Raw genomic sequence first — 21,733 nt, 5'->3', positions numbered from 1 at the left:
GGCTATTTGTCAGAACAAACACGCAGCATACGAATCTCCCTCCAGAGTGCGGGAGAGGGTCAATCTCTTTTTGGACCCCAAGATATTTTTCTGAAACTGATTGAATCCGAGATTCCCGCCCAGATCGCTTCACGCGAAGCGGAAATTGTGATTCACGGCAATACAAAGAATGTGGAGTCGCTTGAACAATTATTCGATGTGTTACTGCAATTGGTGCGTAACGGGTATGTGCTAACCGAACGAGACGTCAGCTATGCCATTGAACTGGCCAAGGATCTGCGTGCAGACCAGCTGCTTGATCTCTTTAAGGGTGAGATTACGACCACCTACCGGGGTAAACCGATTCGTGTTAAAACCATTGGACAGAAGCACTATGTAACGACAATTAAGAAACGTGATGTTGTATTCGGCATCGGTCCAGCCGGTACGGGTAAAACCTATCTGGCCGTTGTACTGGCTGTTGCAGCTCTCAAGGAAGGCAGCGTCAAGCGCATCGTGCTTACACGGCCTGCTGTTGAAGCGGGCGAGAGCCTGGGCTTCCTGCCTGGAGACCTGCAGGAAAAGGTTGACCCTTATCTGCGGCCTTTGTATGACGCCTTGTATGACGTAATGGGTCAAGAGCAAACGGCCAAGGCACTGGAGCGCGGTTTGATCGAAATTGCACCACTGGCATATATGAGGGGGCGTACACTCGATGACTCGTTCATCATTTTGGACGAAGCTCAGAATACGACGCCGGAACAGATGAAGATGTTTTTGACCCGTCTTGGTTTTGGCTCCAAAATGGTCATTACCGGAGACGTAACGCAAATTGATTTACCTCGCGGCAAAAAGTCTGGACTGGTGGAAGCAAAAACGATACTCAGTGAAGTTGAAGAAATTGGATTTGTCTATTTTGCCGAGCAAGATGTTGTACGGCATTCCCTCGTCCAAAAAATTATCGTTGCATACAACCACGCCGCAGAAAATCAAGAATAGAAGGGATTGTCTAAAGTGACCTCGAAGGAACTGTCAAAAGGCAAATCTTTTCAGAATAGAACCACAGGATGGAAGTATAGCGTGTGGGCACGCTATCTTCTGTTTTTGTTTCTGGTGATTCTCTTCTACTTCAGTCTGGCCTCCAAGCTGCTTCCCGAGCGGTATGACATTCAGGAAGGCACACGAAGCGAAGTGGATATTGCTGCGCCCATGCAGATTCCAAACACAAAGGCAACGCTGAAAGCTCAGGAAGAAGCTGCTGAGCGTGTACAGCCGATCTATCAAATTGTGCAGCTGCGAAACGAAAATTTGATGACCACCCTGCTGGATCGTATTGACCGTCTGAATCAGGATGACCAGATTTCCAGTCAGGACAAGATTGATATTTATCGTGATGAGATTCCGCAGAGGCAGAAGGATTTTGTGTCCAACTTTATCAATAACAATCGGAAAGCGGGTACATATTCCGAAACTCTTTTGGAAGAGATCAGAAACGTAGTTCAGGAGCAAAGCTACCGAATTCCGGAAGAAACCTATATCAAGATATCCCGCTTGACCTCGGATGATATCCAGGAGATGAAGTCCGTTGGTCGGGATATTGTGTCCAGATTGATGACTGATCAGATCAGTGATGCTACGACAGCAAGGGCAAAAGTTGCCGAAATGGTAAGTGTAAGTTCCCTTAGCAAGCGTACGCAGCGTGAGGTTGTTCAGGAGCTCGCCCGCCTTGTAGTAACGTCCAACCGTTTCTACGATGAAGAGGGGACAAAGGAAGCCAAGGTACAGGCTCGTGAAAATACACAGACAGTCTATATCAAACAAGGTGATACACTGGTTGCCAAGGGCGAAATGATAACCCCCGAAATGTACGCGCTTCTTGATGAAAATGATTTGTTGAAAAACGAAGTAAATTACTGGCCGCAGCTGGGTCTTCTCATGCTGTCTTGTCTGCTGTCGGCAGCAATTCTGATGTATATTCAGCAATTCAGCGGAACGCATTTCAAATATAATAATGCACAGCTGCTGATGCTTGTACTCATTTTCATTATTACGATTGTGCTTATGCATGTAACGGCATTCATTCAGACAGCAGATAGGTCATATGTCGGCTTCCTTGCACCAGTTGCAGTGGGGGCGATGTTGATTGCCTTATTGCTGGATACATCGCTTGCTTTCGTTTGCTCGATCATCATTGGCATGTTGTCAAGCATCATCCTGAATACGCATCAAGGTCAGATTTTTGATTTTGAGCTTGGCTTCTTTGCGGTGCTGGTGTCTTTTGTTGCGATCTTCGCGACATACCGGGCAAGCCAGCGATCCACCATCTTAAAGGGGGCCATCATGGTCTGCCTGTTTGGTTCAATTGCCGTCTTTACACTGTCGTTGATTGATACAGGGGATTGGAACCGTACAACAACGCTTTACGGCGTTGGATTTGCTTTTGCGGGTGGTGTACTAACAGCGATTCTCGTCATTGGGCTTATGCCGTTTTTCGAAACATCGTTTGGTATACTATCAGCACTGAAGCTGGTGGAGCTGTCCAACCCGAACCACCCGTTATTGCGTAAACTGCTGACGGAAACACCGGGCACATATCATCACAGTGTCATGGTAGGAAACCTGTCGGAGGCCGCGGCCGAGGCTATAGGAGCGAATGGTCTGCTCTGCCGAGTAGGTTCGTATTACCATGATATCGGCAAGACCAAGAGACCGATATATTTCATTGAAAATCAGAACAATATGGAGAACCCGCATGATTCCATTGATCCCAAATTGAGTAAATCAATTATCGTTGCGCACGCACGGGATGGTGTGGAAATGCAGAAGGATTATAAGCTCCCGAAACCGATTCGGGATATCGCGGAGCAGCATCACGGGACAACCTTCCTCCATTACTTCTATCACAAAGCGCTGCGTCAAGCCGAGGAAGCGGGAGTGGAGCCTGACTTTACAGAAGAAGATTTCCGTTATCCAGGTCCAAAAGCCCAGTCCAAGGAATCGGCTATCGTGGGGATAGCGGACAGTGTTGAAGCAGCAGTTCGTTCCTTGCGCAAACCGACAGTGGAACAAGTGGAATCCATGATTGAGAAGATTATCAAGGGGCGTCTCGATGATCATCAGTTTAACGATTGTGATCTCACCATGCGTGAATTGGATATCGTAGCAAAGACCTTGAAAGAGACGGTAATGGGAATCTTCCACTCCCGGATTGAATACCCGGAAGAGATCAAAAAACCGAAGCCAACCTCACCTGAAGCAGGTTGACTTACGAATATGAGCAGACAGGAGTTATGAAAGAATGAGTCTTAACCTGGCATGGAATAATGATCAACAGGATAAAGAAATTACAGAACAGATGATTACAATGCTGGAGCAATTGCTGAACCTGGCAGGAGAAGCTGAAGGCGTGGCTGATGGAGAAGTTGCTCTCACATTTGTGGATGATGCCCAGATTCATGAGCTGAACCGGGATTACCGCGGAATCGATCGTCCGACAGATGTGCTGTCATTTGCCATGAATGAAACCATGGATGAGGAACTGGACATCATCTACGAACTGGATGAGGATGAAGAGATGGAAGAAATGCCAGATGTTCTCGGTGACATCATTATCTCCGTTCCTCGTACAATCCTGCAAAGTGAAGAATATGGGCATTCATTTGAACGTGAGCTTGGTTTTCTGTTTGTGCACGGATTCTTGCACCTGCTCGGATATGATCATCAGGACGAAGCAAGCGAAGCCGAAATGATGGGCAAACAGGAAGCTGTACTCGCCCAGGCCGGGTTGACACGATAATGAAAAGGCGCTCCTGGAGTCTGGTGTTCCGCAATGCGGCAGAAGGAATCGTATACGGTTTTCGGACACAGCGAAATGTAAGGGTTCATTCGGGAGTAGCCGTCATCATGTGTTCGGCAGGATTTATCTTCGGGATTTCTAGGACAGACTGGATGTTTGTGCTAACAGCCATCTTTCTGGTGCTGGTAACCGAATTAATGAACACGGCCGTAGAGGCAGCGGTAGATCTGGCACATCCGCATATTCATCCGCTTGCAAAAGCGGCGAAAGACACCGCGGCTGGCGCAGTTTTGCTGGCTGCGGTGTTCGCCGTAGTCATCGGATGTATGGTGTTCTTCAAACCGGTTTTACATTGGCTTGGTTTCTGATAAGCCTGCTATAACAAGAAGTTTATTTTAGTGATAACCTGAGGGAGAGATTTGGATTATGGATAATCAACAGCTCATGCAAGAAGCCATTAAGGCACGTGCCAAAGCGTACACACCTTATTCCCATTTTGGCGTAGGAGCAGCTCTGCTGGATAGCGAAGGCAATGTGCATCATGGGTGCAATATTGAGAATGCTGCCTATACACCAAGCAACTGCGCGGAGCGAACAGCACTCTTCAGTGCGATCGCAGGGGGGCAGCAGCCTCGTAGTTTCAAGGCCATTGCCGTTGTAGGAGATACGGAAGGTCCAATCGCGCCATGTGGCGTGTGTCGCCAGGTTATGGTTGAGCTGTGTGAGCCGGATATGAAAGTCATCATGGGCAACTTGAATGGTGACCTGCAGGAAACGACGGTTGCCGAGCTGCTGCCTTGGGCTTTTGGTCCGTCTGATTTGGATTTTGCCAAAAAATAAACTATTCCAGGCCTAGGCGCCTGAGGAGGACCATATGAAGAAGAAAGCATTTAAATCGGGTTTTGTAGCTATTGTTGGGCGTCCTAACGTTGGTAAATCGACTTTGATGAACCAGGTTATTGGTCAAAAAATAGCCATTATGTCGGACAAGCCGCAAACCACTCGTAATAAAATACATGGCGTTTACACATCCGATGACAAGCAAGTTGTCTTTTTGGACACACCAGGTATCCACAAACGGCAATCCAAGCTGGGTGACTATATGAACCAGACTGCCCTGAATACACTCGGGGAAGTGGAAGCAGCTCTGTTCCTGATTGACGCTTCCGAGGGAATGGGCGGTGGTGACCGTTACATTGCAGAACAACTGAAAAATGTTCGGACTCCGGTCATTTTGGTGATGAACAAAATTGATAAAATCGAACCGGAAGCGCTGCTGCCGCTTATTGAGGAGTATCGCAAGCTGCATGATTTCGCAGAAATTGTACCGGTCTCTGCCAAACTCGGCAGCAATGTAAGTACACTGCTTGATCAGATCGGCAAGTATTTGCCGGAAGGACCGCAATACTACCCGGAAGATCAGGTTACAGACCACCCGGAACAGTTCGTTTGTGCGGAGCTGATTCGGGAGAAAATTCTGCAAATGACCCGGGAAGAGGTTCCCCACTCCATTGCTGTAACCATTGAGGATATGAAGGTTCAGGACAACGGGGTAGTATACATTTCAGCCGTTATTTTTGTAGAGCGTGACTCTCAAAAAGGGATTATTATCGGTAAACAGGGAGCCCTGTTAAAAGAGGTCGGCAAACGTGCGCGTACGGATATTCAAAACCTTTTGGGTTCGAAAATCTTTATGGATCTGTGGGTTAAGGTGAAAAAGGATTGGAGAAATCAGGATCGCGTTCTGCGTGATCTCGGCTTCCACCGTGACGTTTAATCGAGCAAGTATCCATTAATTGCAACACATAGTTTACCTTGCAAGACTCCATCCTAACTGGTAGATGCAGACGTCATTTCCGAAGAGAGGATGAAATTCTGATGCGAGATTTTTCGTGGAAGGTTTTTGCAATGACGGGGGATGTGGAGTCCTATTTGTTGTATACCGAGGCATGTGCGCCAACAGGACAGGAGTCTGATACTGCAGGGGAAGTGATAGAAGATGAAGAAGCCGAAGGTTAATTGGCTGATTCGGGAATGGTTAGGTGACGAGGCATGCTATACAGGGTGGAAGGGATTGTCATCCGCAGCATGGACTACGGCGAGGGAAACAAAATTATTACGCTTTGCACCGAAAGTGGTGGAAAAGTAGGAGTACTCGTCCGTGGTGCCAAAAAGCCCAAAAGCCGACATGCTGCGCTGGTGCAGCCGTTTACGTACGGTCAATACGTATATTTCCGTAATACGGGCCTGGGGACACTAAATGCGGGCGAAATCATGGAGTCATATCATGAGCTTCGGGAAGATTTAGTTAAAGCAGCTTATGCATCCTATGCATGTGAACTGCTGGATAGGGTCCTGCAGGATGAGGAAACAGGTGCTTTCTGGTTCAAGCAGCTTAAGGCTTGTCTTCAGGCTTTAAAGGAAGAGAAGGACCCAAGCGTCATTACCAGTCTCTATGAGATGAAAATATTACAATCGGCGGGCTACGGCCCGTCGCTTGATGAATGCATTTCATGCGGCCAGGAACGGCCGGATGAACAGTTGTTTGTAAGTCCAAGGCTCGGTGGTGTGCTGTGCAGAGCCTGTAAACACTTTGATCCACCTGCGTTGTCCGTAAGTCCTAAAGCTCTGAGGTTACTGCGGTTATTTGCACAGCTGGATTTGCAGCGATTGGGCAACATATCCGTCAGTGAGGCCACTAGAGATGAAATGAAGAAGATCATGAGAGCCTTCATGGATCACCAGTTGGGTCTCAATTTGAAATCCCGTTCTTTTCTCGATCAGATGGAGAAATACGGGATTTAAGGTGTGTTTTCTGGGGATGACAAGATTCACTTGACTTTGCACTCTTTTTTATTTAATATGGACTATAATTTCTCTTTTTGGAGACATGCATTGAACGAGAGAGTAGGAGACCTGATTTATTATTCTCGTAGATTGGCCAGACGGTCCTGACTACGATAATTGAGCGAGCCTGGGATGGTGCAAGCCGGGATGAATCGGTCTGTGAAATGGCACTCGGGAGCATGAATGGACACGGAAAAGTGGGCTTGCGTGAACAGGTTATCCTGTTTTATACACAAGCCAAGTAGGGTGGAACCGCGGGAGTAGCTCTCGTCCCTACGTCTGGACAACAGGCGTAGGGCGAGGGCTTTTTTTGATTGTGGAAATATTTTCCGTAAAGCTGGTGGATATATCCCGGGAATCTCTCGCAAAACGCGTTTTGTCCGTTCTACGTCGGGCTTCGATTGACGTTTGTGCAAATCGGAAGTTTTCTCAGCTTGTCAATAAACTCATTGAAAAGGAGCATGATTATGAATTTTCAGCAGATGATTCTCACGCTGCAACAATTCTGGGCCGAGCACAACTGTATTATTGTCCAGCCATATGATACAGAAAAAGGAGCAGGTACCATGAACCCGATGACCTTTTTGCGTTCACTTGGACCAGAGCCTTGGAAAGTAGCTTATGTAGAGCCTTCCCGTCGTCCTTCCGACGGACGTTACGGAGAAAACCCGAACCGTCTGTATCAGCACCATCAATTTCAAGTCATTATTAAGCCTTCACCAGACAACATTCAGGAAATTTACCTGGAAAGTCTCAAACGTTTGGGGATTGACCCGCTTAAACATGATATCCGTTTTGTTGAAGACAACTGGGAAAATCCTTCTCTGGGTTGCGCAGGCCTGGGATGGGAAGTATGGCTCGATGGTATGGAAATTACACAGTTTACATACTTCCAGCAAGTCGGCGGAATTGAGACGAACCCGGTGGCTGTCGAAATTACGTATGGTATGGAGCGCCTTGCTTCTTATATTCAGGAGAAAGAAAATGTGTTTGATCTGGAATGGGTAGAGGGAATCACCTATGGTGATGTATTCCTGCAGCCTGAGTTTGAACACTCCAAATATACGTTTGATGTATCTGATGTAAAGATGCTATTTACCCTCTTCAACATGCATGAAGAAGAAGCCAATAAGGCTATGGCACAGCATCTGGTATTTCCGGCATATGACTATGTGCTGAAATGTTCCCATACGTTTAACCTGCTTGATGCTCGTGGAGCAATCAGTGTTACTGAACGTACCGGTTACATTACACGTGTTCGTAATCTGGCACGCCAAGTGGCTGCAACATATGTGGAAGAACGCGAGAAGCTTGGCTTCCCGCTGATCAAGAAAGGGGGAGCGGAGCATGTCTAAGGATCTGTTGTTTGAAATTGGTCTGGAGGAAGTACCTGCACGCTTTATGCGCGCGGCGATTGAACAGCTGCAGGATCGTATCGTGAAATGGCTGGATGCATCCCGCATAACACATGGTGAGGTAAACGCTTATGCTACACCACGTCGTTTGGCTGTCATGATTCAGGATGTTGCCGAGAAGCAAGAGGACGTGGAAGAAGAAGTAAAAGGTCCTTCCCGTAAAATTGCACTTGACGAGAGCGGCAACTGGAGCAAAGCAGCACTCGGATTTGCACGCAGTCAAGGTGTTGATCCGGATCAGTTTACGTTTAAGGAACTCGGCGGAGTCGAGTATATCTATGCAACCAAGAGCAGCAAAGGTGTAGAGACTTCATCGGTAATCGGTGAAGGATTGCTGTCGATTCTGCACGCCATGACATTCCCTAAATTCATGCGCTGGGCTTCATATGATTTCAAATTTGTCCGCCCGATTCGCTGGATTGTCGCTCTGCTTGGTAGTGAGGTTATTGATATTGAAGTTGCAGGTGTGAAATCCGGGAATGTAACCAGGGGACATCGTTTCCTTGGTAAGGAGGCCGTGATTACTAATCCTGCTTCATATGTCGAATTGCTGCGTTCCGAACATGTTATTGCAGATATCAAGGAACGGGAGCAAATGATCGTTTCCCAGATTCAGGCACTGGCTGCCGAGAAGAACTGGGATATCGCTATCAAGGAAGATTTGCTGGAGGAAGTACTGTTTCTGGTGGAAACGCCAACTGTATTGTTCGGAACGTTCGATCCTTCATTCCTCAATATCCCTCAGGAAGTATTGATAACTTCGATGCGTGAGCATCAGCGTTATTTCCCTGTACTGGATAGTGCGGGACAATTGCTGCCTTTCTTTGTAACCGTTCGTAACGGAGGCAGTGATTCACTTGATGTCATCGCCAAAGGTAACGAAAAAGTACTGCGTGCCCGTCTGTCTGACGCCAAGTTCTTCTACGAAGAAGACCAGAAGCTCGAGATCAAGGACGCATTGTCCAAACTGGAGAGCATTGTCTTTCAGGAGGAGCTGGGTACCGTTGGTGACAAGGTGCGTCGTATTCGCAAAATTGCGGACGGTCTGGCATCCAAGCTGCAGGTTTCAGCTGATGTTGCGGAGTCGGTGAGCCGCTCTGCAGATATCTGCAAGTTTGACCTGGTTACGCTGATGGTTGGTGAGTTCCCTGAATTGCAAGGTGTCATGGGTGAGGATTACGCTCGCAAGGCAGGTGAGAAGGAAGAAGTGGCCAAAGCGGTATTTGAACACTATCAGCCGCGCTTTGCCGGAGACCAATCTCCTGCTTCACTTGTAGGTGCGATCGTAAGTGCTGCAGATAAAATGGATACCATCGTGGGCTGTTTCTCCATCAATATCATCCCGACTGGATCCCAGGATCCATATGCACTTCGTCGTCAGGCTGCGGGTATTGTACAAATCTTGCTGGATCATCAGCTTCCACTGACGCTCTCCGATGTGTTCGGGGTTGCGCTTCAGGTACATGCTCAGATGAACCTTTTGAAACGTGCAGATGAAGAGGTTCGTAAAGATTTGCAGGACTTCTTCGGTCTTCGTGTGAAAAAACTGTTGTCCGAGACTGTTCGTTATGATGTAGTTGATGCCGTGATCTCTGCCGGATTCGATGATATTAGTGCTGTTGTTCCAAAAGGTGAGGCTTTGATGGCCGCTGTTCAAACCGGTGATGCGTTCAAAACAACAGTGGAATCTTTCAACCGGGTAGGTAACCTGGCTGCCAAAGCGTCGAATGCTTCTGTTCATCCTGAACTGTTTACCGAAGAGGGAGAGAAGCAGCTGCATGAAGCTTGGAACAGAACCAATGAGGAATATCGCAAAGCCTTGTCGCAGCACGATGCAGCGGAAGCGCTCGCGATTGCATCCGCTTGGAAGGAAGCCATAACAGCATTCTTCGATTCCGTAATGGTTATGGCAGAAAATGAAGCAGTCCGTGCTAATCGCTTGGCTCTGCTCGCAGCTATCGATCGTGACTTGAAAGGATTTGCCGATTTCTCCAAATTGGTGTTAGTATAATATCCCGGCACTGACGGGTTAGAGCATACGCTTCAAATTCAGTATTAAAGAAAGATATATGAGGGTATAAATATACGGAACGGGTTGTGAAATTTTATTTTTAACAGCCGTTCCGTATTTTAGCCTTTGATTTACCTTGACTGGTCAGAAGGAATTTCGCTGGCGGAAGTCGTATATAACAATATGCAGCTATTTTATGAAGCCGGGTGATCCTGAGGTTGAGTGAGTTGAATGTACGCCAGATTGTTGTGGACGGAGATGCTTGTCCGGTGAAAGCCGAGATTGCAGAAACGGCCCGTCGTTTTGATATCCCCGTATTGTTAGTATCTTCCTTTGATCATTTGCTTCAGGGAGGAGAAGGGGTGCGTACCGTGCAGGTCGACCGCAGTGATCAGAGCGCGGATCTGTACATCGCCAATCATATCAAGCCCTGTGATGTTGTCATTACACAGGATTATGGACTGGCTGCACTCGCGCTTGGCAAACGTTGTTATGTTTTATCATTTCGTGGTCGCGAATTTAATGATCGTGACATTGATTTTATGCTCGATTCCCGGCATACTGCTGCCAAAGCACGGAAAAGAGGGCATTATGGGAAGGGTCCAAAGCCTTTCACAGAGCAGGATCGGGAAATTTTTCAACATAAACTGACAAAACTTTTGAAAGATTTGCAGGAGAATGTGTAAGTTTAGCGAATTATATTTACGTGCTGAAAGAGATGAAGGTGGCCAGAGATGAGTACCGGACAAGGCGGTATACCCGAAAGCATTATTGAATCGGTGTTACAGCAGCATGATATTGTCGATACGGTGAGCCGATTTGTGCATCTGACCAAGCAGGGGAAGTACATGAAAGGCCTCTGCCCTTTTCATTCCGAGAAGACGCCTTCGTTTACAGTTACACCAGAGAAACAAATTTTCTACTGCTACGGTTGCGGCACGGGTGGAAATGCCATCAAATTCAGGATGGAAATCGAAGGGTTATCCTTTCCCGAGGCTGTCAAGACGATGGCGGAAGAAAGTCACATCTCGATGGGAGACTGGCAAGGGCGTGAATCCGCTCATGTAAATCCGGAGACAGAACGTCTGCTGGAGGCGTATGAGCTAACTGCAAAGCTGTATCATTTCTTATTGAAAAATACAGAGCATGGAAAAGCAGCCATGGAGTATTTACGCTCGCGGGGCTTTAGCGACAAGCTGATTGACCAGTTCCAGATTGGTTATGCGCCGAACCGTTGGGACACGTTGGTGCAATTTCTGGAGAAGCGCAACTTTCCTCTTGAAGAGATGGAAAAGGGCGGTCTTCTGTCGCAGCGGAGTGAAGGTCAGGGCTATGTGGACCGCTTCCGAGACAGGGTTATGTTCCCGATTAATGGCAGAAGCGGCAAACCGATTGCATTTGCAGGCCGCATTTTGGGAGACGGGCAGCCGAAGTACCTAAATTCACCGGAAACCCGGTTATTCAACAAAAGCCGAGTTCTCTACAATCTGCATCAGGCCAAAAATGCAATTCGCAAACAAAGACAAGCTATATTGTTCGAAGGTTACGGCGACGTGATCTCCGCCTGGGATCAAGAGATCCAGAACGGAGTAGCAGCCATGGGTACAGCGCTAACCGAGAATCAGGCGCTTATGCTCAAGGGCATGTGCGACGAAGTCATTATCTGTTATGACGGTGACCGAGCAGGGCAGGCCGCTGCACTGAAGAACTTCCCCATTCTGGAAGAAGCCGGGCTGCAGGTTAAGGTGGCTCTTATACCCGAAGGGCTTGATCCGGATGATTTTATTCGGAAGTACGGTGGTGAACGGTTTCGCAACCAGATTGTAGACGGTGCTGTGACCACAACAAAATTTAAGCTTATAAACCTTAAAAAAAACCATATACTGCTAGAAGGCGGCGGTCTGATCGCCTATTCCAAGGAAGCGGTAAAGCTAATCGCGCCATTATCTTCCCCTACAGAACGCGAAGTGTATTTGCGTGAACTGGCTGCCGAAGTGGATGTGTCATTTGAGACACTGAAGCAGGAGTGTAATGAAGAGCGCCAGTCCATGAAAAATAACGAGCAGTATGGGGATAATAACCCGAAAAGGTGGAATAATGGTAGGCAACAAAATAGGCAGGTGCCTACACCCAATCTGTTGCCGGCTTACCATGCTGCTGAGCGCAAATTGCTTGCCTGGATGCTTCAGGATGACGAGGCTGCCCAGTATGTGAATGAGCATCTTGGTGAAGCTTTTAACTTGGATGATCATGCAGCTATTGCTGCTTATCTATATGCCTATTATGCGCAAGGCAAATCGCCGGATACAAGCCGTTTTATGTCCTCATTGCATGATGATCGATTGGAGAAAACCGTCAGCTCGATCTCAATGATGGATGGCCCGGGTGAATGGAACGTTCAGATACTCGATGATTGTATCAGGGAAGTGCTGAAATATCCGCGCAAAAAAGAGTACGATCTGAAAAAAGAAGAAATGATTGCTGCAGAGCGTGCAGGTGATTTTGTACGCGCGGCACAAATCGCAATTGAAATGATTGCCCTAGAGAGACAGTAAATGTCCGTGTGTTGGATGTTTCTAGGGAGGAGGGAGTCGAGTTATGGCGAATGATCAGCATACTGAACTAGAAACAGAATTAACGCTGGATCAGGTTAAGGATCAACTGATTGAATCAGGCAAAAAAAGAGCTTCATTGAACTACAAGGAAATTATTGAGAAACTCTCCCCGTTTGAGCAGGATGCTGAGCAAATGGATGAGTTCTACGAACAATTAAGTGACCTGGGTATCGACGTGGTAAACGAGAATGATGAAGAGGTTACGCTTCGCCCTAATGATGACTCAGAAAACAACAGCAGAGAGGGAGACGATGAGTTCCACTTTGATGATGATCTGAGCTTGCCTCCAGGTATCAAAATCAATGACCCTGTCCGGATGTATCTGAAGGAGATTGGTCGCGTACCTTTGTTGTCTGCAGATGATGAAGTGGAGCTTGCCAAACGGATTGAAAACGGGGATGAAGAAGCGAAACGCCGACTGGCTGAAGCCAACCTTAGACTCGTTGTCAGTATCGCCAAGCGATATGTGGGACGCGGTATGCTGTTCCTTGACCTGATTCAGGAAGGAAACATGGGTCTGATCAAGGCAGTTGAGAAGTTTGACCACAAAAAAGGGTATAAGTTCAGTACGTATGCGACTTGGTGGATCCGTCAAGCGATCACACGTGCGATAGCCGATCAGGCGCGTACCATTCGTATTCCGGTGCACATGGTCGAAACCATAAATAAACTGATCCGGGTATCCCGTCAGTTGTTGCAAGAACTTGGACGCGAACCAACGCCAGAAGAAATTGCAGCTGAAATGGATCTGAGTGTGGAGAAAGTGCGTGAGATCACGAAGATTGCACAGGAACCGGTTTCCCTCGAAACACCGATTGGTGAAGAGGATGATTCCCATCTGGGCGATTTTATCGAGGATCAGGAAGCTTTGGCTCCAGCAGATGCTGCTGCCTATGAATTGCTGAAAGAACAGCTTGAAGACGTACTGGATACGTTGACAGAGCGTGAAGAGAATGTGCTTCGCCTTCGTTTTGGTCTGGACGATGGACGGACGAGAACGCTGGAAGAAGTGGGCAAGGTATTTGGAGTTACGCGTGAGCGTATTCGTCAGATCGAAGCTAAGGCTCTTCGTAAACTGCGCCACCCAAGCCGCAGCAAACGGCTTAAGGATTTCCTCGAATAACAGAACTACGGGAGACTTTTCGCAAGCCGCTTAGGCGGCGGCGAGGTCTCCTTTATTTTTAAATCGAATGTCTTAATTGCTTGGTTTTGGTAATTAATCCTTGAAATGTTTGATTGGATTTCATTTTATCGCTTTTCGTTGTCCAATGCAAATCAATAAATTAAATGAATGTGCAGGTGCTTCATGAAACTTTCGAATCGATTACAACAAATACATGATCAAATTCCCGAGGGCAGCCGTCTAGCCGATATAGGCTCAGATCATGCATTACTGCCGGTAGCTGCCGTTCGCAGTGGGAAGGCTGCAAGTGCTGTGGCCGGAGAAGTTAACCCGGGACCCTACGAGGCTGCGCGCAAACAGGTAAGTGATGCAGGGCTGCAGGAGCAAATTACCGTTCGACGTGGAGACGGGCTTGAAGTTGTCTCTGCAGGCGAGGTAGATGTCATTACGATTGCGGGAATGGGTGGAGCATTAATTGCTTCCATACTGGACCGCGGCCTTTCCAAACTGGAAGAAGTGAAGATGCTTATCCTTCAACCTAATGTGGGTGAGGATATCCTCAGACGCTGGCTGCTGGATCATCAGTGGGTGGTTGTGGCAGAACGATTGCTTGAGGAAGATGGTAAGATCTATGAGATTATTACAGCCATGCCCCAGGCATCCAGTCCAATTGCGAATGAGGAAGTGTACCTCGCCCGTCCGCTTGAAGGTGGAGTGGTTCTGACGCAAGATCTATTGCTGCGTATGGGTCCATATCTGGTGGACAGACCCACAGACGTATTCTTTGCAAAATGGGAAAGTGAGATCGTTAAGCTGAAGAGTGTTGTGCAGTCCATCTCAAAATCGGACCAGGACTCCTCCCGTGAAAAGGCTGCCGAGGTGGATCGTCTGATTGCAAACCTGAAGGAGGTACTCGAATGTTTGCCAAAGGTCAAACTGTAATTCAATTGATGGAGCAGCTGGCTCCCAAACATCTGGCTGTACCCGATGACCGGATAGGACTGCAGCTGGGCAGTCTGCAAAAAGAAATAAACCACATTCTTATTGCTCTTGATGTGACTGATGAAGTTGTAGAGGAAGCTATTCGAATCGGGGCCAATCTCATTATTGCACACCATGCGATTATTTTCCGGCCGGTAAAATCATTCAATACGGATACACCGATGGGCAAATTGTATGAGAAGCTGATCAAGCATGATATTGCCGTATATATCAGTCACACGAATTTGGACGTGGCCGAAGGCGGCATGAATGATTGGATGGCTGAAGCGATTGGCATTGAGAGCAAAGAGTCACTGGAAGATGTACATACAGACCATCTGTACAAGCTGGCTGTATTTGTTCCGCGCACGCATCATGAACAGGTGCTTCACGCCATTCTGGAGGCTGGAGCTGGAAGTATCGGCCATTACAGCAAATGCAGCTTCAATACCGAAGGAACAGGAACCTTTGTACCAGGAGAGGGAACACAGCCTTTTATCGGTGAACAGGGCCAGCTGGAGCGAGTGGAAGAGATGCGTATTGAGACCATTGTACCGCAGAGCCTACGGAGTAAAGTTGTACAGGCCATGCTGAAGGCTCATCCCTATGAAGAAGTGGCCTATGACCTGTATGCAATGGATTTAAAAGGCCGTACACTCGGTCTGGGGCGTCTGGGACCCCTCAAGGAACCAAAGACACTGAGTGAGCTGGTAGAGGTCGTGAAGGCCCAATTAAACGTGCCATACGTTCGAGTAGTAGGGGATCTGAATCGGCCGATCAAAAAAGCAGCGGTCCTTGGCGGTTCGGGAAGCCGCTATACCCTGACCGCCCGTTTCAAAGGGGCCGATGTCATCGTAACGGGAGATATTGATTATCACACTGCTCATGATGCGCTGATGGCTGGCATGTGCATCATAGATGCTGGGCATAATGCCGAGAAGATCATGAAGTCCAAAACAGCAGACTGGCTGCGTACGCAATTGACAGACAAGCGTTATAAGACCCAAGTGACGGCTTCGGAGGTCAATACGGAAGTATTCCAATTTATGTAGTTAAATCGGGAACGCTTGTTTCCAGTAATATTAAGCTTGTTTGTAAACTCAAATGCCTGTATACTATGTAATGTTGTTCGGAAAGCTTGACAGACAATCGCTGGTGGCCTTGTTGCCACGAGAGGAAAGTCCGGGCTCCACAGGGCAGGATGCTGGATAACGTCCAGTCAGCGCGAGTTGAAGGATAGTGCCACAGAAATGGACCGCCGATGGCCGGATTTTCCGGTACAGGCAAGGATGGAACCGAGGTGTAAGAGACCCCGAGGAACGCTGGTGACTTCGTTCCTGGTAAACCCCATCTGGAGCAAGACCTAATGGGACACAGCCGACTCTTCGGAGGAGGCAGCCTTAGCCCGAGGTGTGTCTAGGTTGGTCGCTTGAGCTGTGCAGCAATGTATGGCCTAGATAGATGATTGTCGCTTGTGGTGGGAGGGTAGTTCCCGTTTGAACCACGAAGAGCACAGAACCCGGCTTACGGTAAGCTTTCCAAACTGCAACAACATGTATTGATCGATGTACTCACATTTAATTGTACTTCTCTTCTAAAAAATTCAAACAAACATCAATAAGGCGACAGAACCCGATTTTCTCGGATCTGCCGCCTTATTTTTTTACGCATTAAGTTCTGACTGGATACTAGTTATAATACAGTTAATGACAGTTTATTACAGTGTAACCGCCGTATCGGATTGTGCAGCAGCATGCCAGCGCTGAATAGCTCGGTCCATACGTTCAACGGCTTCAGGAAGCAGCTCAGGGTCTGTATGTGTGAAGTTGATACGCATCCGGTTCAGTTCAGGAGTTCCGGCGTAGAAGGAATCACCAGGTACAATGCACACTTTTTCCTGAATACCGTAAGTAAACAAATTACTGGCTGCCATCGCTTCAGGAAGTTCGAGCCACAGGAACATGCCGCCTTGCGGAGAGTTCCATGTGATTCCTTCCCAAGCTTTCTCTGCCATAAGTGAAGTCATGGTATTCATCCGTTTGGCGTAGTCTTTGGAAATGCTGCGTATATGCCCATCAAGATCAAACGTTTCGAGCAAGGCATGAAGAGCTCTCTGGTCGATGCTGCTGGAATGCAGATCGGCTCCCTGTTTCGCTCGAGCAGCAATCTTAACAATATCTGCAGAAGCAAGGATCCAACCCGTACGAAGTCCTGGAGCTACGGTTTTGGAGAATGTGCTCGTATAGATGACGTTGGATGGTCCATCGTAAGACGCTGCATCCAGTTCGACAAGCGAAGGTGCATCCAGTTGTTCCGGATTGAAACGGATTTCGCCATATGGATCGTCTTCCAGAATGAGTACTCCGTATTTGCGACATAGGTCAACGGCCTGCTGTCTTCTGGTGCGGCTCCATACTTTGCCTGAAGGATTGGAGAACGTTGGATTAATGTACACCAGTTTCGGCTGATGCTGTTTTAACTGTTCTTCAAGGGATTCAGGGAGCATGCCTTCTTCATCGCAGGCTACCCCATGGGATTCGGCCTGATAGGAATGGATAACTTGAAGAGCAGCCAGGTAGGTCGGTGATTCAACCAGTACGCTGTCACCTGGATCAAGCAGAATACGGCAGACCAGATCTATGGATTGCTGTGATCCTGTAGTCAGGAGCATATGATCGGGGGAAGCGGGAATGCCCTTGGATTCCAGACGCTCGGCAATTTTGGCGCGCAGCGGTCTGTAGCCTTCCGTTTCTGCGTATTGAAGGGCAGCTGCACCGCTCATAAACACCTGTTGATACGCGTCACGTATAGCTTCAACCGGGAATGATGACTGTGCTGGTAAACCTCCGGCAAGGGATATCATTCCAGGCGCCTGTGCAGCCTGAAGCATGTCGCGAACGACAGAGGACGGGGTGTTTAAAGCCATTTTGGACCAAGGGATACTCATCGTGTTCTCATCTCCTGTTATTCACTGTTATACTGATATTATAAACTATAATAGCCGGAATGCGATATAACAGTAAAATGTGGATGATAACAGTTGGGGGAGCGGGCAGATGCACATTGAATTGAAACGGGGAAGCAGTACCAAGTTGTATATTCAGATCGCGCTTACACTCGCAGATCGGATCCGTTCAGGTTTGATTGAGCCTGGAACACGTCTGCCGTCTGTACGTAAAATGACCGCGGACCTGGGAGTAAGTCTCGTTACCGTGTCAAAGGCGTATGCTGAACTGGAAGCCATTCAGCTGATAACCTGTTCACAGGGAAAAGGATGCTATGTACGCGGGGCACAAGAGATGGATCAAACGGGGGATATAGATAAAAAACAGCAAACCGAGCGAAATCACGAAAATAATACCCCGTGGAACTGGCAGATGGCACTTGTGGATTATTTGCCGCGTGCGCAGCTTTGGCGGCATTTTGATGCTTCTCCTCAGGTTCAATATGAACTGCATATGTCAGCCATCCAGCCTGAGCTGCTGCCAACGACTGAAATTATTAATAGTGCCTATCTGCTGTCCTCCGACCACCCTGAACGCATGGCCGCGTATGGCTCTTTTCAGGGGGATCGGGAACTTCGCCAGACCTTTGCAGGCCATTTTGCCGAAAGGGGTCTGCAAGTCTCCCCAGAGCGAATGCTAATTACAAGTGGGACACAGCAGGGAATCGACTTAGTTGCCCGCACCTTCGTTGGGCCTGGAGATGTAGTCTACATGGAAGCTCCTACATACACGGGCGCAATTGATGTATTTACGAGCAGGGGAGCCAAAATCATTACCGTGCCAATGGATGATGAAGGCATGCGTATAGATCTGTTGACACGCCTCTGCGACACGTACCCGCCAAAGTTGATTTATACCATACCTACATACCACAATCCGACAGGTGTAACGATGAGTGCCAGAAGACGAGCACAACTACTGAATCTGGCCCAGAGTTATCACTGTCTCATTTTGGAGGATGATCCATTCGCCGATCTGTATTTCCGCGACTCACCTCCTGCGTCCATTAAATCGATGGATACTACAGGCCATGTCGTTTACATCAAAAGCTTCAGCAAGGTGCTGTCTCCAGGTTGCCGCGTAGCCTGTGCCATCGCTGAAGGGAGTGTGCTGACCCGTTTGGTCGCAGCCAAATCCACGGCAGATCTGGGCAGTCCTTTGCTTACACAAAAGGCTCTTCAATCCTTCATTCAGCATCAGTATAGCTCCTATATCGTTGGACTACGCGAAGAGCTGTACGCCAGACTACAGGCAGCATCCGATGTTCTGGAGGAATACCGTGTACCTGGTATGTATTGGGTCTTGCCTGAAGGTGGGTTAAACCTGTGGCTTCAGCTGCCAGATGGTCTGGATATGCGGGAGCTGCACCGTCAGTCTCTGGCTGCAGGCGTTTCTTTTTTGCCGGGATCTGCTTGTTATGTAGGTGAGACGGATACGGCGAGTCTGCGAATCTGCTATACGGTAACGGATCTGAAGGGGTTGTGTGAAGGGCTTCGCGTGTTGTGCGGTGTTATTCAGAGGGTGATGCCTAGGCAGGGGGGAACAGCAGCGGACAGGCTCCCGCTCATTTAATTTTTTGGAACAAGGACATACATCCAATCCACTTTCGTCCTGGTGCAATACGTTATAGTATCACTTGAAAGGGAGTTGGTTTTAAATGAACCATTACTGTCCACCGCTTTGCCCGATTGTATGTGACCCGATCCAGGTTGTTGAGGATTACTACGTTCCGCAGATCGTACCTGTCATCCACCCGATTGAAGTCATCAAAAAAACGCACTGTGTGCCAGTTCATCACCATTTGTACCCTGTCGTTGTCAAAGAAGAAGATCCTTGCTATGTATCCAGCCATAACAGCAAGAAAAAATCCGTGAAAAAATCCGGCAAAGCCCGCACATCGTCCCGCAAACGCTAGTCGCAGCGGGTGCCCCGGGGAAATAGAGAACAGCTCAAAAAGCAGCATACGCCCCGGGGCGCAGCTGCTTTTATTTTTGTACACGAAGCAATTGGGGTATCACGCCACAAAAGGCTACTTCGTATATTTTTTCATCGTGTTATCCATCTGCTGCCTTACATGCTGAGGCCAGAACTGTAAGGGTGCACTGTTGCTTGAAGCGGACTGAAGGGCCTTGTAGACATCGACCTGACCATAACCATAATACTTGTCGTGACCGGGGTCACCAAGGTCGATGACACTCTGACGCATCAGGTCCATGACTTCCGTATTGGTTAGATCCGGATTCAACGAACGAATTAACCCAGCAAGTGCAGCGACATGGGGGCTGGCCATTGACGTTCCGGATAGGGCGGCATATTGATTATTGGGATAGGTGCTAGCGATGCTGGTGCCAGGCGCCATTACATCCACATAATCGCCGTAGTTGGAATACGAAGCCTTATTCATATCCGGGTCGGTAGCCGACACTGCGAATACCTCGGGATAAGCGGCAGGATATCCAGGCCGTTCAGTGTTATCATTCCCGGTTGCAGCAATCAGAACAATATCGCGATCGAAGGCATACTTGATGGCATCATGGAGAAATTGGGCATCTGCATAATTGCCCAGACTCATGTTGATAACCTTGGCACCGTGGTCCGCAGCCCAAATAATGCCTTCAGCCACGGCATACGTGGTTCCTGAACCCGAATTGTCCAGTACCTTCACGGGAAGAACCTTGTTATACCAACTCATTCCGGCCACGCCTTCGCTGTTATTGACAATAGCGCCAATGATTCCGGCTACATGTGTACCATGGCCCACATCGTCAAGCGGCTTGCTCTTCGGATCAACGACGTTATAACCCTCCAGCAGCTTGCCCTTCAGGTCCGGATGATTCAGGTCCACTCCGGTATCCACTACGGCAACAATAACGTCTTCTTTCCCTTTTGTAATATTCCAGCCCCTGTTGGTTTCAATGGCGGGGAGATTCCACTGATAATCCGTGAACAAAATATCGTTGGGAATCGTTACGTCCGTATCGGTTTGTTCAGGTGCCGCTCCATTGGTTAAATACATGTAGTGGGGTTCCATATACAGCGGATTCCATTTGCGTTCAAAGTAGGAATGCAGCTGCTCGTAGTTCATGTGTTCTGAACGAAAAACATAAGTGTATCCCAGCTTACGCGCAGATTGGGTGCGCAAATCGGATTTGATGATCCGCATATCCCGTTCACCCGGCTCCTGTCGGAAACGAATAACGATTTCATTTTCATAAAAATGGCTGGCATTGGCATTATCATGACCTGTTTTTACCGTGACTTCGTTAAGGGTATCTGGGTGTACGGATTCGATTTTGAATTTGCCTTCACGCGGGTAAGGAATCATGCGCAGATTTTTGCGCTGATGTTGTTCCACCGCATTCAAGACACTTTGGCTAAAGAGTGCAACAACCGCTTTGTTCCCATCCTTGGAGGGCAGGCCCATGACGAAATATTTTTCTTTGCCTAGAGGAAATGAGGAAGATTCGAAGCTTTGGCGTTTCATTACCGCTTTTTTCGCAAGGTTAAGGGAGTGGTCCAGTTTTTGCTGCTCCACTTTGCTTCCTTTACCCGATTCTTTGGCAAAATGTTTATTGACGGTGCCTTTGCTATCCAGCACATCAATGGAACGAATATGATCGTGTGTACGCTGTAAATCCTGAACGTATCGACCGAACTCGGCTTCATTCATACTGGCGCTCTTTTCAAGCATTAAGCTGAGATGCTGCTTGGCATCCATACGTGTCAACAAATCTGTTGCTTTCACATCCTGGACTTTTAAACGCTGTTTGTTTGCATGTTCCTCATGAGGAGCATCGGGCATGGCACTCGGCTCAGGTGCAGGACGGTTGGATGTCGGAAGCAGCAGGGTCAGTGCAAGCGCTCCTGCACCGGCGGCGATGGCCCAGTTTATCCATTTAGGTCTGGACATGGGGAATATAACCTCCTCTTGTATTTTGGACAGCAGTCATGAGTTTCCTGT

Annotated in this window: 20 protein-coding genes and 1 other RNA gene; 18 read left to right on the top strand and 3 right to left on the bottom strand. The window is 48.1% G+C overall.

The window, feature by feature from the left end:
• Window positions 1–6: 6 nt before the first annotated feature.
• From CHH60_RS12755 to recO, 8 genes are all read left to right on the top strand, one after another.
• The gene (locus CHH60_RS12755) at window positions 7–978 is read left to right on the top strand and encodes a PhoH family protein (RefSeq protein WP_095289887.1); all 972 of its coding nucleotides are present in this window, start codon (window positions 7–9) and stop codon (window positions 976–978) included.
• Between the two features lie 15 nt (window positions 979–993).
• Window positions 994–3,243 (top strand): HD family phosphohydrolase, encoded by a 2,250-nt coding sequence (locus tag CHH60_RS12750; protein WP_095289889.1) that lies wholly within the window; start codon window positions 994–996, stop codon window positions 3,241–3,243.
• A gap of 34 nt (window positions 3,244–3,277) precedes the next feature.
• Entirely contained in the window at window positions 3,278–3,775 is a 498-nt protein-coding gene (gene ybeY, locus CHH60_RS12745; protein ID WP_095359494.1) for an rRNA maturation RNase YbeY, read from the top strand.
• Window positions 3,775–4,143, top strand: a complete 369-nt coding sequence (locus tag CHH60_RS12740; protein ID WP_095289893.1) for a diacylglycerol kinase family protein — start codon at window positions 3,775–3,777, stop codon at window positions 4,141–4,143. The genes ybeY and CHH60_RS12740 overlap by 1 nt, the downstream gene beginning before the upstream one ends.
• Window positions 4,144–4,201: 58 nt before the next feature.
• Entirely contained in the window at window positions 4,202–4,615 is a 414-nt protein-coding gene (locus CHH60_RS12735; RefSeq protein ID WP_095359493.1) for a cytidine deaminase, read from the top strand.
• Window positions 4,616–4,649: 34 nt separating this feature from the next.
• Complete coding sequence (era, locus tag CHH60_RS12730; RefSeq protein WP_095359492.1) at window positions 4,650–5,552, top strand: GTPase Era; 903 nt, start codon at window positions 4,650–4,652, stop codon at window positions 5,550–5,552.
• A 101-nt stretch (window positions 5,553–5,653) separates the two neighbouring features.
• Window positions 5,654–5,794: a YqzL family protein gene (locus tag CHH60_RS12725; RefSeq protein WP_095359491.1), complete on the top strand. Its 141-nt coding sequence runs from the start codon at window positions 5,654–5,656 to the stop codon at window positions 5,792–5,794.
• Window positions 5,795–5,827: 33 nt separating this feature from the next.
• Window positions 5,828–6,580, top strand: coding sequence for a DNA repair protein RecO (gene recO, locus CHH60_RS12720; RefSeq protein ID WP_095359490.1), 753 nt, complete (start codon window positions 5,828–5,830; stop codon window positions 6,578–6,580).
• A 119-nt stretch (window positions 6,581–6,699) separates the two neighbouring features.
• Here the strand turns inward: recO and CHH60_RS30080 are convergent, their stop codons facing one another.
• A complete protein-coding gene (locus CHH60_RS30080) occupies window positions 6,700–6,909 on the bottom strand; it encodes a hypothetical protein (protein ID WP_146239840.1) in 210 nt (69 codons plus the stop codon).
• 180 nt (window positions 6,910–7,089) lie between these two features.
• On the opposite strand from CHH60_RS30080, the gene glyQ reads away from it, so the two are divergent.
• The 8 genes from glyQ (at window position 7,090) to rnpB (ending at window position 16,309) form a co-directional block, all read left to right on the top strand.
• The gene (gene glyQ / locus CHH60_RS12715) at window positions 7,090–7,977 is read left to right on the top strand and encodes a glycine--tRNA ligase subunit alpha (protein ID WP_095359489.1); all 888 of its coding nucleotides are present in this window, start codon (window positions 7,090–7,092) and stop codon (window positions 7,975–7,977) included.
• Entirely contained in the window at window positions 7,970–10,048 is a 2,079-nt protein-coding gene (gene glyS, locus CHH60_RS12710; RefSeq protein ID WP_095359488.1) for a glycine--tRNA ligase subunit beta, read from the top strand. Before glyQ ends, glyS begins: the two co-directional genes overlap by 8 nt.
• 218 nt (window positions 10,049–10,266) lie before the next feature.
• Window positions 10,267–10,734, top strand: a complete 468-nt coding sequence (locus CHH60_RS12705) for a YaiI/YqxD family protein (protein ID WP_431523674.1) — start codon at window positions 10,267–10,269, stop codon at window positions 10,732–10,734.
• A 48-nt stretch (window positions 10,735–10,782) separates the two neighbouring features.
• On the top strand, window positions 10,783–12,603 hold the full coding sequence (dnaG, locus tag CHH60_RS12700; RefSeq protein WP_095289907.1) for a DNA primase: 1,821 nt from the start codon (window positions 10,783–10,785) through the stop codon (window positions 12,601–12,603).
• A gap of 43 nt (window positions 12,604–12,646) precedes the next feature.
• Window positions 12,647–13,786 (top strand): RNA polymerase sigma factor RpoD, encoded by a 1,140-nt coding sequence (gene rpoD, locus CHH60_RS12695; protein ID WP_095289908.1) that lies wholly within the window; start codon window positions 12,647–12,649, stop codon window positions 13,784–13,786.
• A 183-nt stretch (window positions 13,787–13,969) separates the two neighbouring features.
• Window positions 13,970–14,728 carry a tRNA (adenine(22)-N(1))-methyltransferase gene (locus CHH60_RS12690; RefSeq protein ID WP_095359487.1) on the top strand — a complete coding sequence of 253 codons (759 nt, stop codon included), beginning with the start codon at window positions 13,970–13,972 and terminating at the stop codon, window positions 14,726–14,728.
• A complete protein-coding gene (locus tag CHH60_RS12685; protein WP_095359486.1) occupies window positions 14,704–15,819 on the top strand; it encodes a Nif3-like dinuclear metal center hexameric protein in 1,116 nt (371 codons plus the stop codon). Before CHH60_RS12690 ends, CHH60_RS12685 begins: the two co-directional genes overlap by 25 nt.
• A gap of 81 nt (window positions 15,820–15,900) precedes the next feature.
• Window positions 15,901–16,309, top strand: an RNA gene (rnpB, locus tag CHH60_RS12680) — RNase P RNA component class A.
• 175 nt (window positions 16,310–16,484) lie between these two features.
• Here rnpB and CHH60_RS12675 read toward each other — a convergent pair.
• Complete coding sequence (locus CHH60_RS12675; protein ID WP_095359485.1) at window positions 16,485–17,714, bottom strand: aminotransferase-like domain-containing protein; 1,230 nt, start codon at window positions 17,712–17,714, stop codon at window positions 16,485–16,487.
• 109 nt (window positions 17,715–17,823) lie between these two features.
• Between CHH60_RS12675 and pdxR the strand changes: the two genes are divergently transcribed.
• Window positions 17,824–19,344: a MocR-like pyridoxine biosynthesis transcription factor PdxR gene (pdxR, locus tag CHH60_RS12670; protein WP_095359484.1), complete on the top strand. Its 1,521-nt coding sequence runs from the start codon at window positions 17,824–17,826 to the stop codon at window positions 19,342–19,344.
• A gap of 85 nt (window positions 19,345–19,429) precedes the next feature.
• Window positions 19,430–19,687 (top strand): hypothetical protein, encoded by a 258-nt coding sequence (locus tag CHH60_RS12665; protein ID WP_095359483.1) that lies wholly within the window; start codon window positions 19,430–19,432, stop codon window positions 19,685–19,687.
• A gap of 114 nt (window positions 19,688–19,801) precedes the next feature.
• On the opposite strand, the gene CHH60_RS12660 is transcribed toward CHH60_RS12665, so the two are convergent.
• A complete protein-coding gene (locus tag CHH60_RS12660; protein ID WP_095359482.1) occupies window positions 19,802–21,682 on the bottom strand; it encodes a S8 family peptidase in 1,881 nt (626 codons plus the stop codon).
• Window positions 21,683–21,733: the final 51 nt, after the last annotated feature.

It is taken from the genome of Paenibacillus sp. 7523-1, assembly GCF_002276415.1.
GTDB classification, from domain to species: Bacteria; Bacillota; Bacilli; order Paenibacillales; family Paenibacillaceae; genus Paenibacillus; species Paenibacillus illinoisensis_A.
This window is presented reverse-complemented; position numbering and strand designations above follow the sequence as displayed.